Origin of the sequence: Yinghuangia soli, assembly GCF_021502675.1 — a bacterium.
GTDB lineage: Bacteria > Actinomycetota > Actinomycetes > Streptomycetales > Streptomycetaceae > Yinghuangia > Yinghuangia soli.
Map to the genome: position 1 here is coordinate 32,922 of NZ_JAKFHA010000016.1, position 14,109 is coordinate 47,030.

The window sequence follows — 14,109 nt, forward strand, 5'->3', positions numbered from 1 at the left end:
TGCGATTGGCCGGTTGGGTCCTCCGGGGCTTGGGGGGGGTGGGGGCCGCCAAGGGCGGCCGCAGACTCCAGCAGGCGGCCCGCGAGGCGGACCGGCGCGACGCTGCGGGCGGCCCGGCCGCCGGGCCCTCGTTCGCCAAGGCCGGCGAAGGCGCCGCGGACGACGTCGACACCAAGCTGACGACCGCTCAGGCCGCGCTCCTGGTCCGCTACATCGCGGGCAAGCTGGTCCTCGGCCGGCTCGAGTTCATCTTCCTGCTGAAGTACGTGCTGCTCGTCTTCGGCGTGCTGCTCCTGTTCGGCGGGGTCACCATCCCGCTCGGCGTCGCCCTGCTGGTGCTCTTCGTCATCGCCGTCGTCATCCAGTGGGCGATATCACGCACGGTCGGCCGTCTGGCCGGCTTCAAGCGCCTCGACGGCGCCGAGGACGCGCTCATGGACGCCACCACCGTGTGGTGGCCCAACCTCAAGCGCGAACTCGCCCGCGTCGGACTGCCGTCCCGGCCCTGGACGCTGCTCAAGATCGGAGCCGCGTACGCAGCCCGGCGGCTGCCCGCCGACCAGGAGCGCGCCCTGCGCGACATCCGATGGCGCGGCGCGGTCCTGCCCCGCGACCAGTGGGCGCGCGCCCGGCAGGCACTGGCCAGGGGTGCGGCACGCGGAGGGCGCAGCGCCACGTAGAGTTTTGGGTCGGCGGACTCTGCCCCCGCCGGGACGGCGGAGTCCGGACCGGACCGGCAGCATCCACACGTCACACGTCACCCTGGCGGAGCCGCAGCAGCGGCCGCACGGGCGGGAGAGGCCAGGAGAGGCACAGCGTGGCCATGCTCGGCGCAGCCTTCACCAAGGGCGGGGGAGCCGCGGCCCCGGAACCGGGAGCCGCCCGCGGCCCCGCCGATTCGTGCTACCGGGTCGCCGGCCTGACCAAGACGTACCGCACCGGCCGCCGCACGGCCCGCACCACCGTGCACGCCAACGTGGACATCGACCTGGACATCCGGCGCGGCGAGATCTTCGGCCTGCTCGGCCCCAACGGCGCCGGCAAGTCCACCCTGGTCCGCCAGCTCACCGGCCTGCTGCGGCCGGACGCGGGCTCCGTCGACCTGCTCGGGTACGACGTCGTGCGGCGCCCCGACGTGGCCCCGCGGCTGGTCGCCTACCTCGGCCAGGAGGCCGGCGCCCTCGACGAACTGACCGTCGCGCTGGCCATCGAGACCACTGCCCGGCTGCGCGCGCTGAGCCCGGAGGCGGCCCGCGCGGCGCGCTCCGCGGTGGTCGCCGAACTGGGCCTGACCGACCTCGCCGAGCGGCCGCTCAAGAGGCTCTCCGGCGGCCAGCGGCGGCTCGCCTGCGTGGCCACCGCCCTGGTCGGCGACCGGCCGGTCCTCGTCCTGGACGAGCCGACCACCGGCATGGACCCGGTGGCCCGCCGCGCCGTCTGGGCGGCCATCGACCGGCGCCGCGCCGAGCACGGCACCACCGTGCTGCTCGTCACGCACAACGTCATCGAGGCCGAGACCGTCCTCGACCGCGTCGCGGTGCTCGACGAAGGCCGCGTCATCGCCTGCGACACGCCCGGCGGGCTCAAGGCCGCGGTCGGCGACGAGGTCCGCCTCGAACTCGTGTGGCGCGGCGAACCGCCGCTCGACGACCCGGCGGTCGCCCGGCTGGCCCGCGACGCGGTGCGCATCGGGCGCCGCTGGACCACCCGCATGGACCCGGCCACCGCCCGCGAACTGCTGGCCGCGGTCACCTCGGGCCCGGCGTTCGCCGTACTGGACGACTTCACGCTGTCGACGCCGAGCCTGGAGGACGCGTACCTCGCCCTCGGCGGACGGCACGAAGGGCTGGTCAAGGGATGACCCAGGCATTGGACACCCCGCGGACGGACGCAGCCGCGCCGACCGCCCCGGACGCTCCCGGCGGCGGGGTGCCGCTCGCCCCGGCCACTCCGCTGTGGGCCGGGCTGGCCGCGGTCTACCGGGCGCAGCTGTCCCGCACCCGGGTCTCGCGCGTGCCGCTGCTGTTCGTCGCGGTCTTCCAGTCGGTCGGCATCATGATCCTGATGCGCGGCGTGGTCGACACCGGCTCGGACAGCGCCCGCGAGGCGGTCGTGGCGGGCTCCAGCGTCCTGGTCGTCGCGTTCGTCGCCCTCAACCTGCTGGCCCAGCACTTCGGCGCGCTGCGCGCCGCGAACGCCCTCGACTACTACATGACGCTGCCGGTCCGCCCGGCGGCGGTGGTGCTCGGCATGGCCGCCGCGTACGCCTCGTTCACGCTGCCCGGCACGGTCGCCACCGCGGTCATCGGCGCCCTGATGTTCCAGCTGCCGCTGGCCAACCTGTGGGCGCTGCTGCTCGTCGTCCCGCTGTCCGGAGCCGCGCTCGCGGGCGTCGGAGCGGTCTGCGGACTGCTCGCACCGCGCCAGGAACTCGCCACACTGCTGGGCCAGTTGGGCATGTCCGCGGCGCTGCTGCTGGGCATCATCCCGGTGGACCGGATGCCGTGGATCATCGAACTGGGCCGCGACCTGCTGCCGTCCTCCTACGGGGTGGACGCCTTCATCGCGACCTACGGCACCCCCGACTGGACGGCCTTCGCGGCGAACCTCGCGGTCTGCGCCGGCGTGGGCGTGGCCATGCTCACCGTGGCGACCTGGGCCTTCCGCCGCAGCGCCCGCAACTGACCGGCGCACCGCCCCGCCGCCCGCCCGCTGCGCGGGTGTGCGGGTGCGCGGCCGGTGCGACACCTTGCCGCGTCGGCCCGTGCCGACCGGCCGACCCGACCACGATCATGGGACGCTGACCGTATGACGTCGCCCTGGCACTCCGACCAGAACCCGGCCCCGGCTTCGAACCCGGGCCCGGACCCGGCCGGCCCCGGCCTGCCCGGCACCGCGTACGGCCAGTCCGGTCCGCACGGCAGCGAGCCCGGCCAGACGCCCGGACCGATGCCCGGACCGATGCCTGGCCCGATGCCCGGCTCGGCACCCGGTTCGGCGTCCTGGGCGTTCCCGGGCCACGCCGCGCCGCGGCAGCCGGTGGACCTGTGGGCGGCCGCCAAGGGCGATGTGATCGCGGGCCTGATCGTGGTGGCGGCCTGCCTGGTCCTGGCTGCCGCGGTGGGCGCCATCTGGTACGCCGTCGCGCCGGACATCCCGCGCATCGTCGTCGACCACGTCGACTACCTGCGGCCCAGCGCCAAGCCTGAGTCGGAGTTCGCCCGGGACGGCTGGTTCGGCATCATCGGCATCTGCGCGGGCCTGCTGGTGGCCGCCGTCGCGTTCTGGAAGGGCGGCCGCAAGTACGGCATCGGCGTCGGCGCGGGCCTCGGCGTGGGCGGTCTGCTCGGCGCGTACGTCGCGTACAAGATCGGCGCGGCGCTCGGCCCCGACCACTTTGGCTCGTTCTACCTGGAGCGCGACGGCCGCATCGAGTACGACGAGCCGCTGCGCATCCAGGCCAAGGGCGTCCTCTACCTGTGGCCGATGGCGTCGCTGCTGCTCTTCATGTGCCTGACCGCCGGCTTCGGCGCCCGCGACCAGGAGCGCAAGAACCTGGGCCTGCCGCCCAAGGGGGCGTGGACGGGCGGTCAGCCGATGATGTCCGGCACGCCGTATGGCACTCCGGGTGCCGCGCAGGCAGACCCGTACGCCCCGCCGAGCACCAACGGCGGCACGGCGTCCGGCGGCGCCGGCGAGGACGCCGCTCCGGGCAGCGCGCAGCCGCCGTCCGCGGGGCCGGACCTCACCAAGCGCGACGACTGAGCGCGGGCGCACCCGCGTACGCGCCGGGGGCGGGTCTCAGGCTCGGCCGATCTCCGCGGTCCCGGCGCCGGTCAGGCGGACCAAGTCGGCCGGAGCCAGCTCGATTTCCAGGCCGCGCTTGCCGGCCGACACGAACACCGTGGGGTGCGCCAGCGCGCTCGCGTCCACCACCGTGGGGAGCCGCTTCTTCTGGCCCAGCGGGGAAATGCCCCCGACCACATAGCCGGTCACCCGCTCGGCCGCGGCCGGGTCGGCCATCGCGGCGCGCTTGCCGCCGACCGCGGCGGCCAGGGCCTTGAGGTCGAGCTTCCCCGCGACCGGGACCACGCCGACCGTGAGCGACCCGTCCACGTCCGCGAGCAGCGTCTTGAACACGCGGTCCGCGGAGACGCCGAGTGCGGCCGAGGCCTCCTCGCCGTACGACGCCGCGTCCGGGTCGTGCGTGTACGCGTGCAGCGTGAACGCGACGCCTTCGCGGGTCAGGGCGACGGTCGCCGGGGTGCCTGTGCCGCCGCGGGCGGCCTTGCTCTTCGCCACGTACGGCAGCCCTTCAGTTCGGTTCCGTGCTTGCCCGGAGCAGCTCGACCGCGGGCAGCGCGCGCAGATGCTGCAGCAGCGCGTTCTCGCGGCGCAGCAGCGACAACTCCTCGCGCAGCCGGACGGTGCCGTCGCGCGCCACCAACAGGCCCTGCTTGTCCGGCAGATCCAGCACGACCGCGGCCGCGACCAGGTACGACAGCACCACCGGGTCGTCCGGCAGCTCGGGCATCTCGATCGGGCTGCGGCCCTGCGCACCGAGGAGCCGGCGCTGGTACTCCGCGAACGCCTGCGTGACGGCGAGTGCGAGGACGGCCGCGTCGTCGCCCTTCGGCTCGTCCAGGTACTCGACCTCGCCGACCAGGTACGGGCCGGTGCTGTCGACCGACAGCAGCCGGAAGCGCTGCGCGCCGGTGGCCACGATGTCGAACCGGCCGTCCGCGTGCGGCCGGATCGAGGCGACCTCGGCGGTGCAGCCCAGCGGGAACACCGCGTCCACGGCGTCGACCGGCAGGTCGCCGACCTCCTGGCCGGCGCGCAGGGCCACGACTCCGAAGCGCCGTTCGTCCTCGGGCAGCGCGATGAGGTCGCGGGCAAGGCGCCGGTACCGCTCCTCGAAGATGTTCAAGGGCAGCACAAGACCCGGGTACAACACCGAGTTGAGCGGAAACAACGGGAGCCGGTCGGTCACGGAACCCAAGCCTAGTCCTGCACCCGGTGTCACCCCGGGGGACTTTTCCACAACCCGGGACGACGGCCGCGGCCGGGCACCGCGATCCGCCTGCCGGCGCGGGGAGATGGCGCCGCAGTCCGGAATCGCGCGGGGCGGGCCTGCCGGGGCTGCACCGGGATCCGCGGCGACAGGTACCGGAATGTGACATCCCGTCACGTCACCTCGGCGACATCAGGGGCGGCGCGCTGGATATCTTGGGGGTCCGAAACGATCGCGGCGGCGGACCGACGGCACCGGTCCGCCCGCCTTCGCCCCCTGTCCAGTCCAGCCCGTCCGGCCCGCGCCGGACGGTCCGTCACGCGATGTCCTGGTGGTGTTTTTCCGATGTCTGCCGTGGCCACCAGGCCGTCCAGCGAAGCGCACATAGCCGAGGCCGGTTCCGCGGCCGGAGCGGCCGGGGCGGGCGGAACCGGGTCCGCGGGCAGCCGCCCGAAGACCGCGGAGAAGGCGTCCTGGCGCTGGAAGGCCGGCGCGGTGCTGGTCGCGGTGCTGACCATCGGCACGGTCTGGCTGGTGACCGGGGTCGTCGGGACCGTGTACGGCGCCGCCGACAACGGCGACGGGCCGCGGCTGACCTGCCCGTCCGGACTGCTGCCGGACACGCCCTCGCAGCGGTGGAACGGGCAGATAGGCGTCGTCCACGAGTACCAGGTCGGCGAGGGGCAGGACTGCTGGGCCGATGTGGTCTATCCCACGACGCGCCGGCTCCTGCTGAACGCCCTGGTCCCGGACACCGGGACCTTCAGTCTTCGCAAGCTCGCCGCGGTCGAGTCCTCGATGCTCGGCGTGGTCGTCGGATGCGGCGTCCTGCTCCTGCGGCGCTGGGGCCGACCGGGGATGTGCGCCCTTGCCGTGATCGGCTTTGCGGCCGTCGCCCCGGCGATGTCGCGCTTCTTCATGTCGCCGTTCTCCGAATCGGCGGGGCTGGTCGGGTCGGTCGCGCTGCTCATCGGTGCGGCGGGGCTGCTCGCCAATCCGGTGCGGGCGTACGCCGAGCGCTTCACCTCGGTCGCGCTCGTCCTGTTCGGGGCTGCGTACGGGGGACTGGCGAAGCAGGCGAACCTGCCGCTGATCGGCGTCGGCGTCGCGGTCCTGCTGTGCACCCGGCTCGTCGAACCCCGCCCCTTCCGGCCGCGCCGGGTGGCGTATTGGGCGCGGCTGGTGCTCCCGAGGCTGGTGTCGCTCGGCATGTGCGCGGCGCTGCTGGTGCCGGCGGCCCAGTGGTACAAGGCGGGGGAGACCTGGTCCCGCGAACTCAACTTCAACGAACTCACCACCGGCGACTTCGTGCTCGGTGCGGTCGCCCTCGAAGTGCAGCGCAACGGCGGCTCCCTCGCCGACCTCGGCCTGCCCGAGTCCTTCGGGCCGCTGGTGGGCATGGAGGAGTGGCCGGACCAGGACCGCAAGGTGCAGCCCGACTGGCAGCACTACTTCAAGTTCGACATCGAGGAGACCCGGGCCCGCACCGCCGAGTACATAGCCCGCAACCCCGAGATCGGCTACCGCCTGCTGACCACCGGGATAGCCGCGACGCAGGGCGTACGGAACAACTACCTGGCCGCGTACGAGTTCGGGGGCGGGCCGGACAAGGGCAAGATCCGCATCACCATGGACACGCCGTACGTCGCGGTCGGCGCGGTCAACGCGGCGGGCAATGGCGCGGTCGGCTTCCTGCTGTTGAGCGGGCTGACCGTGTTGGGACCCGTGCGGTACGCGAACCAGCGCTTCCGCCGCCGCATAGGCCCGGAGCCCGGCCGGGGACACACTCCCACGACCGGGCTCCTCCTCCTGGCCGCCGTCTCCGCGGCACTTGCGCTCACCACATGTGCGGTGGCGGTGTGGGGCGACGGGTACTACGAACTGACCAAGCACGTATGGCTCGGCGCCTTCTTTGCGGCGGTGGCGGTGGGGCTGGCCGGGGTTGCCGGTGCCGGTCCTGTCCGGCGGCGGCTGTCCCGGATCCGCCGGAATCAGTGGAACGAGCGGAACGACCGGCCGGCCGGGGAACGACCGGGACGGCAGGACGCGCCGGACCGCGTGACGGCGTGACGGCGTGACGGCGTGACGGCGTGACGGCGTGACTATCCGGGACCCTACGCGGACCCGCGGAAGCGGTCCGCGTGCTGCTCCAGCCACTGCGCGAATGTCCGGGCCGGACGCCCGAGAAGCTTCTCCACCGTGGGGTCGACCGTCGCGGCCTCCGCCGGCGGATTGGCGTACCAGCCGACCACGTAGTCGGCGTCGGCGTGCGAAACTCCGTTCGCCATAAGCCGCTCGACCGCCTGCTCGTGCGTGATGCGTACGAAGCCGATGCCGCGCCCGATCGCCTTGCCCAGCATCGCGAGCCGCTCGCTGCTCGTCAGGAGCTCGGGACCGGTCAGGTTGTAGACCTGCCCGTTGTGCCCGTCCTCCAGCAGAGCCAGCGCGGCCACCGCGCCGATGTCGCCCTCGTGGACCAGTGCGCTGGGGAAGTCGTACGGCTCGCGCACTGCCCCGTCGCTGCGGATCGACTCCGCCCAGGTCAGCGTGTTGGACATGAACTCCTGCGGCTCCAGCCGCGTCCACTCCACGCCCGATTCCGCCACGGCCTGCTCGACCGGTCCCACGTAGCCCCCGTACAGCACGGTGATGCGCCGTACTCCCGCATCGACCGCGCGCTGCACCAACTCCGGCCCCACCTCGGCGAGTCCCGACGTGACGGTGATGTGCAGCCGGTCCACCCCGGCCAGCGCGTCCCCCAACGCCCCCGGCTCGGCATGCGTCCCCGCGACCGGCTCCACCCCGTCCGGGAACAACCCCGCTGCTGCCCCCGGATCTCGCGTCAGCGCCCGCACATGCTCCCCGCGGCGGACCAGCTCCGCGACCACATGCTTGCCCGTGTTCCCCGTCGCACCTGTAACCAGCGTCGTCACAGCCGAACTCCTTTCGTCTGCACCGACGCTAGAAGTTGAACCGAACTTGAAGTCAACCTCTCCTGCGACCCGGTCTTCCGCAACAGCTCCCATATCGTTTATCGTTCGTATCGATAAACGATATGGGGGTCGCATGAGCGTCGCACAGTGGCAGCGCGTGGACAGCAAGACACTTGAGATCCTGCTCGCCGCGATCGGCGTCGTCGTCCTGGTCGTAGGCATGGCCATGCCGCTGCTCGGCATAGTCGGGATCATCGACCCGGTCATCACCAGCAGGGCCGTGCCGCTGGGCGGGGGCGGAGACGGGGCCGACATCCTCCGCCAAGGCTCGTTCGCTCTGACCGAAGGCTCCACCGGAGAACTGAGCTTCGCCGACCCGAGCTTCAAGGAACGCGTGATGCTGGCGCTGCCGCGCTTGGTCAGCGCCGGCCTTGCACTAGCCGTGGTCTACCTACTGCTGCGCGTCGTCCGCACCCTGAAAGCGGGCGACCCCTTCGTCCCGGCCAACGCCCGCCGCGTCACCGCGATCTCGGCTCTGGTGATCGCCTTCGGCACCTTGGACCCCATCGTCGAGTCCCTCACCACCGGCTCCTTGATCGGGAACAGCGGGGCCCAGTACTTGATCGACACCGGAGTCACCTTCACGTGGCCCCCGATTCTGATCGGCATCCTCGTTGCCGCCCTGTCCGAGGTCTTCCGCCGCGGCACCCGCCTGCGCGCCGACGTCGAGGGCCTGGTCTGATGCCACCGGAAGAGGAACACCGCGTAGAGGTCCACCTGGACCGACTCCTCGCCGCCCGCGGCATGACCCTCACCCAACTCGCGGAGGAAGTAGGCGTGACCGTCGTCAACCTGTCGATCCTGAAGAACGGCAGGGCAAAGGCCATCCGGTTCTCGACCCTGACGGCCATCTGCCACGCCCTCGACTGCACCGTAGGCGACCTCCTCACCTGCCGCGACCCGCAGTGAACGGAGGCCTGGTGAACCTTGAGTCGTTCCGCACCCTCATCGGCGAACCTCGACTGCGCCATGACGTCGACGCGGACTGGACGGAGTTCGAGAACGATTTCGACGTGCGCTTGCCGATGGACTACAAGGCGTTCGTCTCCAGCTACGGGCCGTGCATCCTGGGAGACGAACTGGTCCTCTTCCACCCACGGGCCCCCGCCGGCCCTGACGCAGCGGACCTGCGCTGGAAGGTGGAATCGCACGTGTACGCCTACGAGTCCATGCGTGAATGGCATCCGCAAAGCATCGATTTCGTGGCGTACCCACAAGCCGGCGGGTACTTTCCCATCGGCCATAACCACATGGGCGTGGGGTGGTTGGTCGCAGTCGAAGGCGCCGAGCACGCCAACGGCCCCGTGCTGCTCGACTACGGCGCCGATCAGCGGGAGTTGGATATGCCGTTTCTCGAGGTGCTCTACCGCGGCCTCCGCGGCGAGTTCAACGGCGAGATCTTCAGCGACACCGCCGTCGAGAACCCCACCTATCAGCTGCTCTGGCCGTAGCGCTCCGCTGCGCCCGGCGCTGCTGGGTGAGATCGAGCCGCTGCTGTTCGACGAGGAAGCACTGCGGCCGGCGCCCTGCGAACAGGTCTGGTTTCGAACCCTGTTACGCGCGGTTGAGGACTCTTGTGGCGCCTGCGGCTGCGGCGCCGGCGAGGATCCAGCCGAGGATGATCAAGGTGTACGCGACCCACTGGGCCCAGCCGCCGGGGTTCCAGGCGGCTTCCTGGCCGAAGGTGACGACCGGGAGCAGCAGGTCGACGGTGTAGAAGAAGGCGTTCCAGTGCGGGGCTTCGTCGGCCTTGATGGGGGTCGGGCGGTCGATGCTGAACGCGACCGTGCCTATGGCGATCAGGGCGACGAGCCACGAGAGCGCGCGGGCGGGGCGGTAGCCGTAGCCGATGGCCGCGTCCTGGATGTGGCCCCAGATCCGGCCTGCGGGGCGGAGCGTCTCGCGGTTGCGGCGCTGCTTGGCCAGCAAGACGCTGCGCGCCTCCTCGTCCTGCCCCGAGGCCCGGTACGCCGTGGCGAGTTGTTCGTACGGCTGCGGTTCGTACTCCGGCGTCGCGTGCGCGAGCCAGGTGAGGCGCTGGTCGAGGGTCATCGGACGTGTGGACCGCAGCACGGTGTACGTCATGCCGCCGATGGCGATGCGGCCCGCGTCCGGCCAGGTGTCCGGGGTGTCGGTAAGTGCACCGAACTGCGAGCCGCTCATCAGGATGCGGCCTTGCGGGTCGGGTGCGATGACCAGTGACAACGTGCGTGCGGTGACGCGCCACATGGCGAGCGCCTCGTCGGGGTCCCGCAGGATCTCCGCCTGGTCGATGACGATCGCGTCGCCGAACCGCGCGTCGTTGAGCCGTATCGAGCCGGTGGCGGCGAAGTGGTCGCTCAGATGCAGGGTCTGCTCGACGTACATGGACGCACCGTCGAGCGCCAAGTGCCGGAAGCCGCGGGAGTCCAAACCCGGCCGGGCGTCGATGCGGGCCCTGAAGAAGGTCACCCGGCCGCCGATCCGCGCGCTGCGCAGGCTGACCGTTCCGGTGGCGTGGAACGGGCCGTGCGCGCTCAGGTCGCGGTTGAGCTCCAGGCCGTCCGCGTTGATGGATCGGCCGTCGTCCATCGGGAAGATGCGGCTGCCGTGCAGCACCAGATCGGTGGCGACCTGGGCGTCGACCAGGTTGATGCCGTGCCGTATACGGCAGTTCGTGAGGCACAGGTCGCCGTCAACCCGCGCACGCCGCCCGCGGACCGCCTCGACCGAGCAGCCCATCAGGCGGATCGTCGACGTCGTCGCGTCGTTGAGGGTGACGCGCCCGTCGAAGTGGCAGCCGCGCAGCGCGACATACGCGTCCACGCGCGCACCGCGAAGGTGCAGGTTGCCGGTGATCCGCGCACCGACCAGGTCGAGGGCGGGCATACGCCCTGGCACCGACTCCGCTGCGCCGAGCAGCAAACGGCTCAACACCTCGGCCCGCACGGTACGTTCCGGCCCCCAATCGGCCCCGAACCGCCCCCGCGGAGTAGGCCAGTCCGACGCCTGCGGCCCCGCCACCGCCCCGAACGCACACTGCGTCCCGTTGCGGTACGCCTCCCAGACCCGCACTTCCGCAGGCGTCAGATCGTCAGGCAGGTCGGCCACGTGAAGTCCCCGTTGTCGTGTCGTACCGCGTGCGGTTGGCAGCCCCAAGATTGCCATCGCCGACGCGTCGGCGGCGCAGCCAGCGTGCCGGTGCCGGTGCCGGTGCCGGAGGGAAGACGGGAACCGCTCGGCGAGCCCCGCTCTGGCCCGTGCAAGCTCGGGATCTGACGACGAAAGTGCCTGCGTCGAAGCTGAGTTGTCGCGACACGGAAGTGCCGGTCACTCGAAGGGCGGACAGCGACATGTGCATGTCGCCCAATGTGTTCATTCAACTGCGAAAGGTAATGATCGTCGCTACCGTCCCGCTCCGTGCCGCAGGTTGCCCCGGCGGATGAGGAGTGACAACATGGATGTTGTAGGCGGCGAGTTGTACGACGTCGAACTCGAGCCGGAGGTGGGGGAATGGCTGTCCTCGCTGACGCCGAAGCAGTATCGCCAGGCACTGGAAGCCGTCGACTTTCTCGTCGACGCGCCGACCACGCTTGGCGAGCCCCACGCGCGCTATCTGGGCAGTGGTCTGCGGGAGCTGAGACTGCGTGTGCATCCCCGGAACATGCGGCTGACCTACTGGCTGGCCCCAGGCAGGAGAATCGTCCTCTTGACCGTGTTCCCCAAGACCAGAAGCCTCGAGCGGCGCGAGGTCGAACGCGCCCGTGCCGTCATGAAGGAGTGCCAAGCTGAACATCCACCGGCAACGCACTTCTGGGAACCAGACGCCTAGCACTGCAGGGAGAAGGCGAGCAATGGCCACTGGAAAGAGGACAGTGCAGGCCGCAGAGAGTCCTTCGGCGCCCGGCGCGGCATTGCGGAAACAGGTAGGGCTGTCGGGACGCCGTGCCCGCGCCTTGCGTTCGACGGCGCTGCCGACCGGCGGGACCGGGAGCGTCCCCGAAAATGTGCCCGCTGCCGAACAGGCACCAGCACCCGTCTCGCGCAGAACCGGCGGCAGCGGCCACGGCCGTTGGGACGTCAAGGCCGAAGTCACGGCGTTGGACGCCGCCGAGCGCGCCGAGTTCGATGCCACGCGGGCTGCCAGATTGTTCGGCGAAGCGGTCTACAACCTGCGTACTGCCAAGGGCTGGTCGCAGCGGAAGCTCGCAGACGCGGCCGGCATGAAGCAGCAGTCGGTGTCGCGTATCGAAGAGAGCGCTTCTGCGCTGCCCACGCTGGCGGTGATCGCTAAGCTCGCGCGAGCCCTGGACGCCGATGCGCTGGTCAGGGTCCGAACAGGCGAGGACGAGGGGTTCGAGTTCACTTTGACCCCGCATCACGGAGCGGCGTGACCGGCGCCGCGCCGGTCAGTTGCGGACGGTCAGCTCAGTAATAGCCGCCGGGTTGGGTGTCGAGCCAGAGGGTCCACCACGAGTCCTCCGCTGCGGTTGCCGGGTCGGCGGTGGTGAGGCGGGTGCGGATGTCGGTGCGCCATTCCTCTCGGGCTGGCTCGTCGGCGAAGCCCTGCGGGGCGCGGTCGGCGGCGTCGGCTTCGACGATCAGGCAGGCGACGAATGCGTCGAGGCCGGTGTTGCCGGGCTCGGCTTGGCCGTTGTGGACGATGAGCACCGCGCCGCTTGCGCCGTCGACCAGGACTACGTCGTCGCCGAGTGCGCCGATGTCGAACAGGCCTGGATGTTCGGGGTCTTCCTCGGGGCCGATGTCGGCCAGTCCGGGGGCGGCTTCGAACCAGCCGGAGCCGGGGAGTCCGGTTTCGGTCAGCGCCGTGCGGGCGCCGGGGTCGGTGATGCCGGCGGGGAGTACGTCTTCGGGGACGCGGACCCAGGGGCCGGCGAAGACTGTGGTCGGGAGCTGGGCGGAGGCGTGTGCGGAGTTGTCGGGGTCGGCGGACGGTCCGGTGCCGGGGGCGTCCGGGGTCATTGCCGCGATGCCGGGGGCGTCCAGGGTCATTGCCGCGATGCCGGTGGCGTCCGGGGCCATCGCCGCGATGCCGTGTGCGCCTGCGACGAGCAGTGCGCCGTCGTCGCGGTACGCCAGGAAGCGGACCGGAGCGCCGAGGTCCAGCGTCGCGAGGCGTTCGCCGGTGGCCGGGACTGCGCGGAAGACCTTGTCGTACGCGCACCAGGCGACGACGACTCCGTCCTCGTCGGTACGCCGTAGGGTCACGTGCAGGGCGCCTTCGCGTTCGCCCAACTCCACGGCGGGAGAGGACTCCTGACCGGTCATCGGATTCCACAGCCGCAGGCTTCGACTGCCGATGGCGGCAAGCACCGGGTCGCGTCCCGGCTCGGCGAGTACCGCCGCGGCGGCGGCCCGGCAGGGTTCGTGCGCCGTCCACTGCGCCACCTGCGTACCGGTCCGCAGCGCGAGGGTCTCGGCGGAGCCGTCGCGGTAGAGCACTGTGGCGTGCAGTTCGCCGTCTGCCGAGAAGGCAGTCACCGCCGTCAGCTGCGCCGCGTGCTGCCCGAGCGGGATCTCCGCGGTCTCGCCCGATTCGGGGTCCACGACCGCCAGACCGGCACCGCGCGACGGCAGTACGGCCAGGACGCCTCGCGCGTCGGCAGCCGCCGCCACGTACTCGCCGGTGCGTCCCGAGCCGGGCAGCGAACGGTGCTCGAAGGAGTCCGGCGCCACGATCTCGCCGGCACCCGAACGGTCGACCAGCACGATTACGGCATCGGAGGGGTTTGCCGCGCCCGCGCTGCCGACCAGTACGTGTCCGAGGCCGGTACGCGTCCCCGGCCCGAAAGGCTCGCCCGTGCCCGCGTCGTACACCCGGATCAGCCCCGACTCGGCCGCGGTCACCACCGCCGCCTCGCCCTTCCGCACGGTCAGCGCACCCGCGACGACCGACCCCGGCCAGGCCCCGGACCGGCGCCGTGCCGCAGGCCCCCAGTGCGCCCACGAAGCGCCGTCCAGGATTGCCATGCCCTGCCCCTCCCGGCGTCCGAGGGCTGTTCACGCTGCGTATCGGCCGCCTCGCCCGGACGCGATCGTCACACGCGTACCAGAGGCACCGTACGCCGTGTGACGCGTCTCACGTTGCCCCGATGTGCCGTC

General features: G+C 71.7%; 15 protein-coding genes. 10 read left to right on the plus strand and 5 right to left on the minus strand.

Annotation, left to right across the window (positions count from 1 at the left end; translation table 11 throughout):
* The first annotated feature begins 29 nt into the window (after positions 1 to 29).
* From LZ495_RS24625 to LZ495_RS24640, 4 genes are all read left to right on the plus strand, one after another.
* Positions 30 to 680, plus strand: a complete 651-nt coding sequence (locus tag LZ495_RS24625) for a hypothetical protein (RefSeq protein ID WP_235055051.1) — start codon at positions 30 to 32, stop codon at positions 678 to 680.
* A gap of 143 nt (positions 681 to 823) precedes the next feature.
* Positions 824 to 1,861, plus strand: coding sequence for an ABC transporter ATP-binding protein (locus LZ495_RS24630; RefSeq protein WP_235055186.1), 1,038 nt, complete (start codon positions 824 to 826; stop codon positions 1,859 to 1,861).
* Positions 1,858 to 2,685 carry an ABC transporter permease gene (locus tag LZ495_RS24635; protein ID WP_235055052.1) on the plus strand — a complete coding sequence of 276 codons (828 nt, stop codon included), beginning with the start codon at positions 1,858 to 1,860 and terminating at the stop codon, positions 2,683 to 2,685. The genes LZ495_RS24630 and LZ495_RS24635 overlap by 4 nt, the downstream gene beginning before the upstream one ends.
* 123 nt (positions 2,686 to 2,808) lie before the next feature.
* Positions 2,809 to 3,765, plus strand: a complete 957-nt coding sequence (locus tag LZ495_RS24640; RefSeq protein WP_235055053.1) for a hypothetical protein — start codon at positions 2,809 to 2,811, stop codon at positions 3,763 to 3,765.
* A 36-nt stretch (positions 3,766 to 3,801) separates the two neighbouring features.
* Here LZ495_RS24640 and ybaK read toward each other — a convergent pair whose 3' ends face one another.
* Positions 3,802 to 4,302 (minus strand): Cys-tRNA(Pro) deacylase, encoded by a 501-nt coding sequence (ybaK, locus tag LZ495_RS24645; protein WP_235055054.1) that lies wholly within the window; start codon positions 4,300 to 4,302, stop codon positions 3,802 to 3,804.
* 13 nt (positions 4,303 to 4,315) lie between these two features.
* Positions 4,316 to 5,002, minus strand: a complete 687-nt coding sequence (locus tag LZ495_RS24650) for an LON peptidase substrate-binding domain-containing protein (RefSeq protein WP_235055055.1) — start codon at positions 5,000 to 5,002, stop codon at positions 4,316 to 4,318.
* 366 nt (positions 5,003 to 5,368) lie between these two features.
* Here LZ495_RS24650 and LZ495_RS24655 point away from each other — a divergent pair, with 366 nt between their 5' ends.
* On the plus strand, positions 5,369 to 7,084 hold the full coding sequence (locus LZ495_RS24655; protein WP_235055056.1) for a YfdI family membrane protein: 1,716 nt from the start codon (positions 5,369 to 5,371) through the stop codon (positions 7,082 to 7,084).
* 44 nt (positions 7,085 to 7,128) lie between these two features.
* Here the strand turns inward: LZ495_RS24655 and LZ495_RS24660 are convergent, their stop codons facing one another.
* Positions 7,129 to 7,947 carry an NmrA family NAD(P)-binding protein gene (locus tag LZ495_RS24660; protein ID WP_235055057.1) on the minus strand — a complete coding sequence of 273 codons (819 nt, stop codon included), beginning with the start codon at positions 7,945 to 7,947 and terminating at the stop codon, positions 7,129 to 7,131.
* A 133-nt stretch (positions 7,948 to 8,080) separates the two neighbouring features.
* Between LZ495_RS24660 and LZ495_RS24665 the strand changes: the two genes are divergently transcribed.
* The 3 genes from LZ495_RS24665 to LZ495_RS24675 are packed head-to-tail and all read left to right on the plus strand — an operon-like array spanning position 8,081 to position 9,458.
* Positions 8,081 to 8,689: a DUF2975 domain-containing protein gene (locus LZ495_RS24665; protein ID WP_235055058.1), complete on the plus strand. Its 609-nt coding sequence runs from the start codon at positions 8,081 to 8,083 to the stop codon at positions 8,687 to 8,689.
* The gene (locus LZ495_RS24670; protein WP_235055059.1) at positions 8,689 to 8,916 is read left to right on the plus strand and encodes a helix-turn-helix domain-containing protein; all 228 of its coding nucleotides are present in this window, start codon (positions 8,689 to 8,691) and stop codon (positions 8,914 to 8,916) included. The genes LZ495_RS24665 and LZ495_RS24670 overlap by 1 nt, the downstream gene beginning before the upstream one ends.
* An 11-nt stretch (positions 8,917 to 8,927) precedes the next feature.
* The gene (locus tag LZ495_RS24675; protein ID WP_235055060.1) at positions 8,928 to 9,458 is read left to right on the plus strand and encodes an SMI1/KNR4 family protein; all 531 of its coding nucleotides are present in this window, start codon (positions 8,928 to 8,930) and stop codon (positions 9,456 to 9,458) included.
* A gap of 103 nt (positions 9,459 to 9,561) precedes the next feature.
* Here the strand turns inward: LZ495_RS24675 and LZ495_RS24680 are convergent, their stop codons facing one another.
* Complete coding sequence (locus LZ495_RS24680; RefSeq protein ID WP_235055061.1) at positions 9,562 to 11,097, minus strand: oxidoreductase; 1,536 nt, start codon at positions 11,095 to 11,097, stop codon at positions 9,562 to 9,564.
* 346 nt (positions 11,098 to 11,443) lie between these two features.
* Here LZ495_RS24680 and LZ495_RS24685 point away from each other — a divergent pair, with 346 nt between their 5' ends.
* Positions 11,444 to 11,818 carry a type II toxin-antitoxin system RelE/ParE family toxin gene (locus tag LZ495_RS24685; RefSeq protein WP_235055062.1) on the plus strand — a complete coding sequence of 125 codons (375 nt, stop codon included), beginning with the start codon at positions 11,444 to 11,446 and terminating at the stop codon, positions 11,816 to 11,818.
* A gap of 22 nt (positions 11,819 to 11,840) precedes the next feature.
* Positions 11,841 to 12,380, plus strand: a complete 540-nt coding sequence (locus LZ495_RS24690) for a helix-turn-helix domain-containing protein (protein WP_235055063.1) — start codon at positions 11,841 to 11,843, stop codon at positions 12,378 to 12,380.
* Between the two features lie 34 nt (positions 12,381 to 12,414).
* Here LZ495_RS24690 and LZ495_RS24695 read toward each other — a convergent pair whose 3' ends face one another.
* On the minus strand, positions 12,415 to 13,977 hold the full coding sequence (locus tag LZ495_RS24695; protein WP_235055064.1) for an SUKH-4 family immunity protein: 1,563 nt from the start codon (positions 13,975 to 13,977) through the stop codon (positions 12,415 to 12,417).
* Between the last annotated feature and the right edge of the window lie 132 nt (positions 13,978 to 14,109).

What these genes read in the sequence shown, in the direction of transcription:
- LZ495_RS24630 (WP_235055186.1), top strand. Translation starts at nt 824, where the DNA reads ATGCTCGGCGCAGCCTTCACCAAGGGCGGGGGAGCCGCGGCCCCGGAA.
- LZ495_RS24690 (WP_235055063.1), top strand. Translation starts at nt 11,841, where the DNA reads ATGGCCACTGGAAAGAGGACAGTGCAGGCCGCAGAGAGTCCTTCGGCG.
- LZ495_RS24665 (WP_235055058.1), top strand. Translation starts at nt 8,081, where the DNA reads ATGAGCGTCGCACAGTGGCAGCGCGTGGACAGCAAGACACTTGAGATC.
- LZ495_RS24685 (WP_235055062.1), top strand. Translation starts at nt 11,444, where the DNA reads ATGGATGTTGTAGGCGGCGAGTTGTACGACGTCGAACTCGAGCCGGAG.
- LZ495_RS24670 (WP_235055059.1), top strand. Translation starts at nt 8,689, where the DNA reads ATGCCACCGGAAGAGGAACACCGCGTAGAGGTCCACCTGGACCGACTC.
- LZ495_RS24635 (WP_235055052.1), top strand. Translation starts at nt 1,858, where the DNA reads ATGACCCAGGCATTGGACACCCCGCGGACGGACGCAGCCGCGCCGACC.
- LZ495_RS24640 (WP_235055053.1), top strand. Translation starts at nt 2,809, where the DNA reads ATGACGTCGCCCTGGCACTCCGACCAGAACCCGGCCCCGGCTTCGAAC.
- LZ495_RS24695 (WP_235055064.1), bottom strand. Translation starts at nt 13,977, where the DNA reads ATGGCAATCCTGGACGGCGCTTCGTGGGCGCACTGGGGGCCTGCGGCA.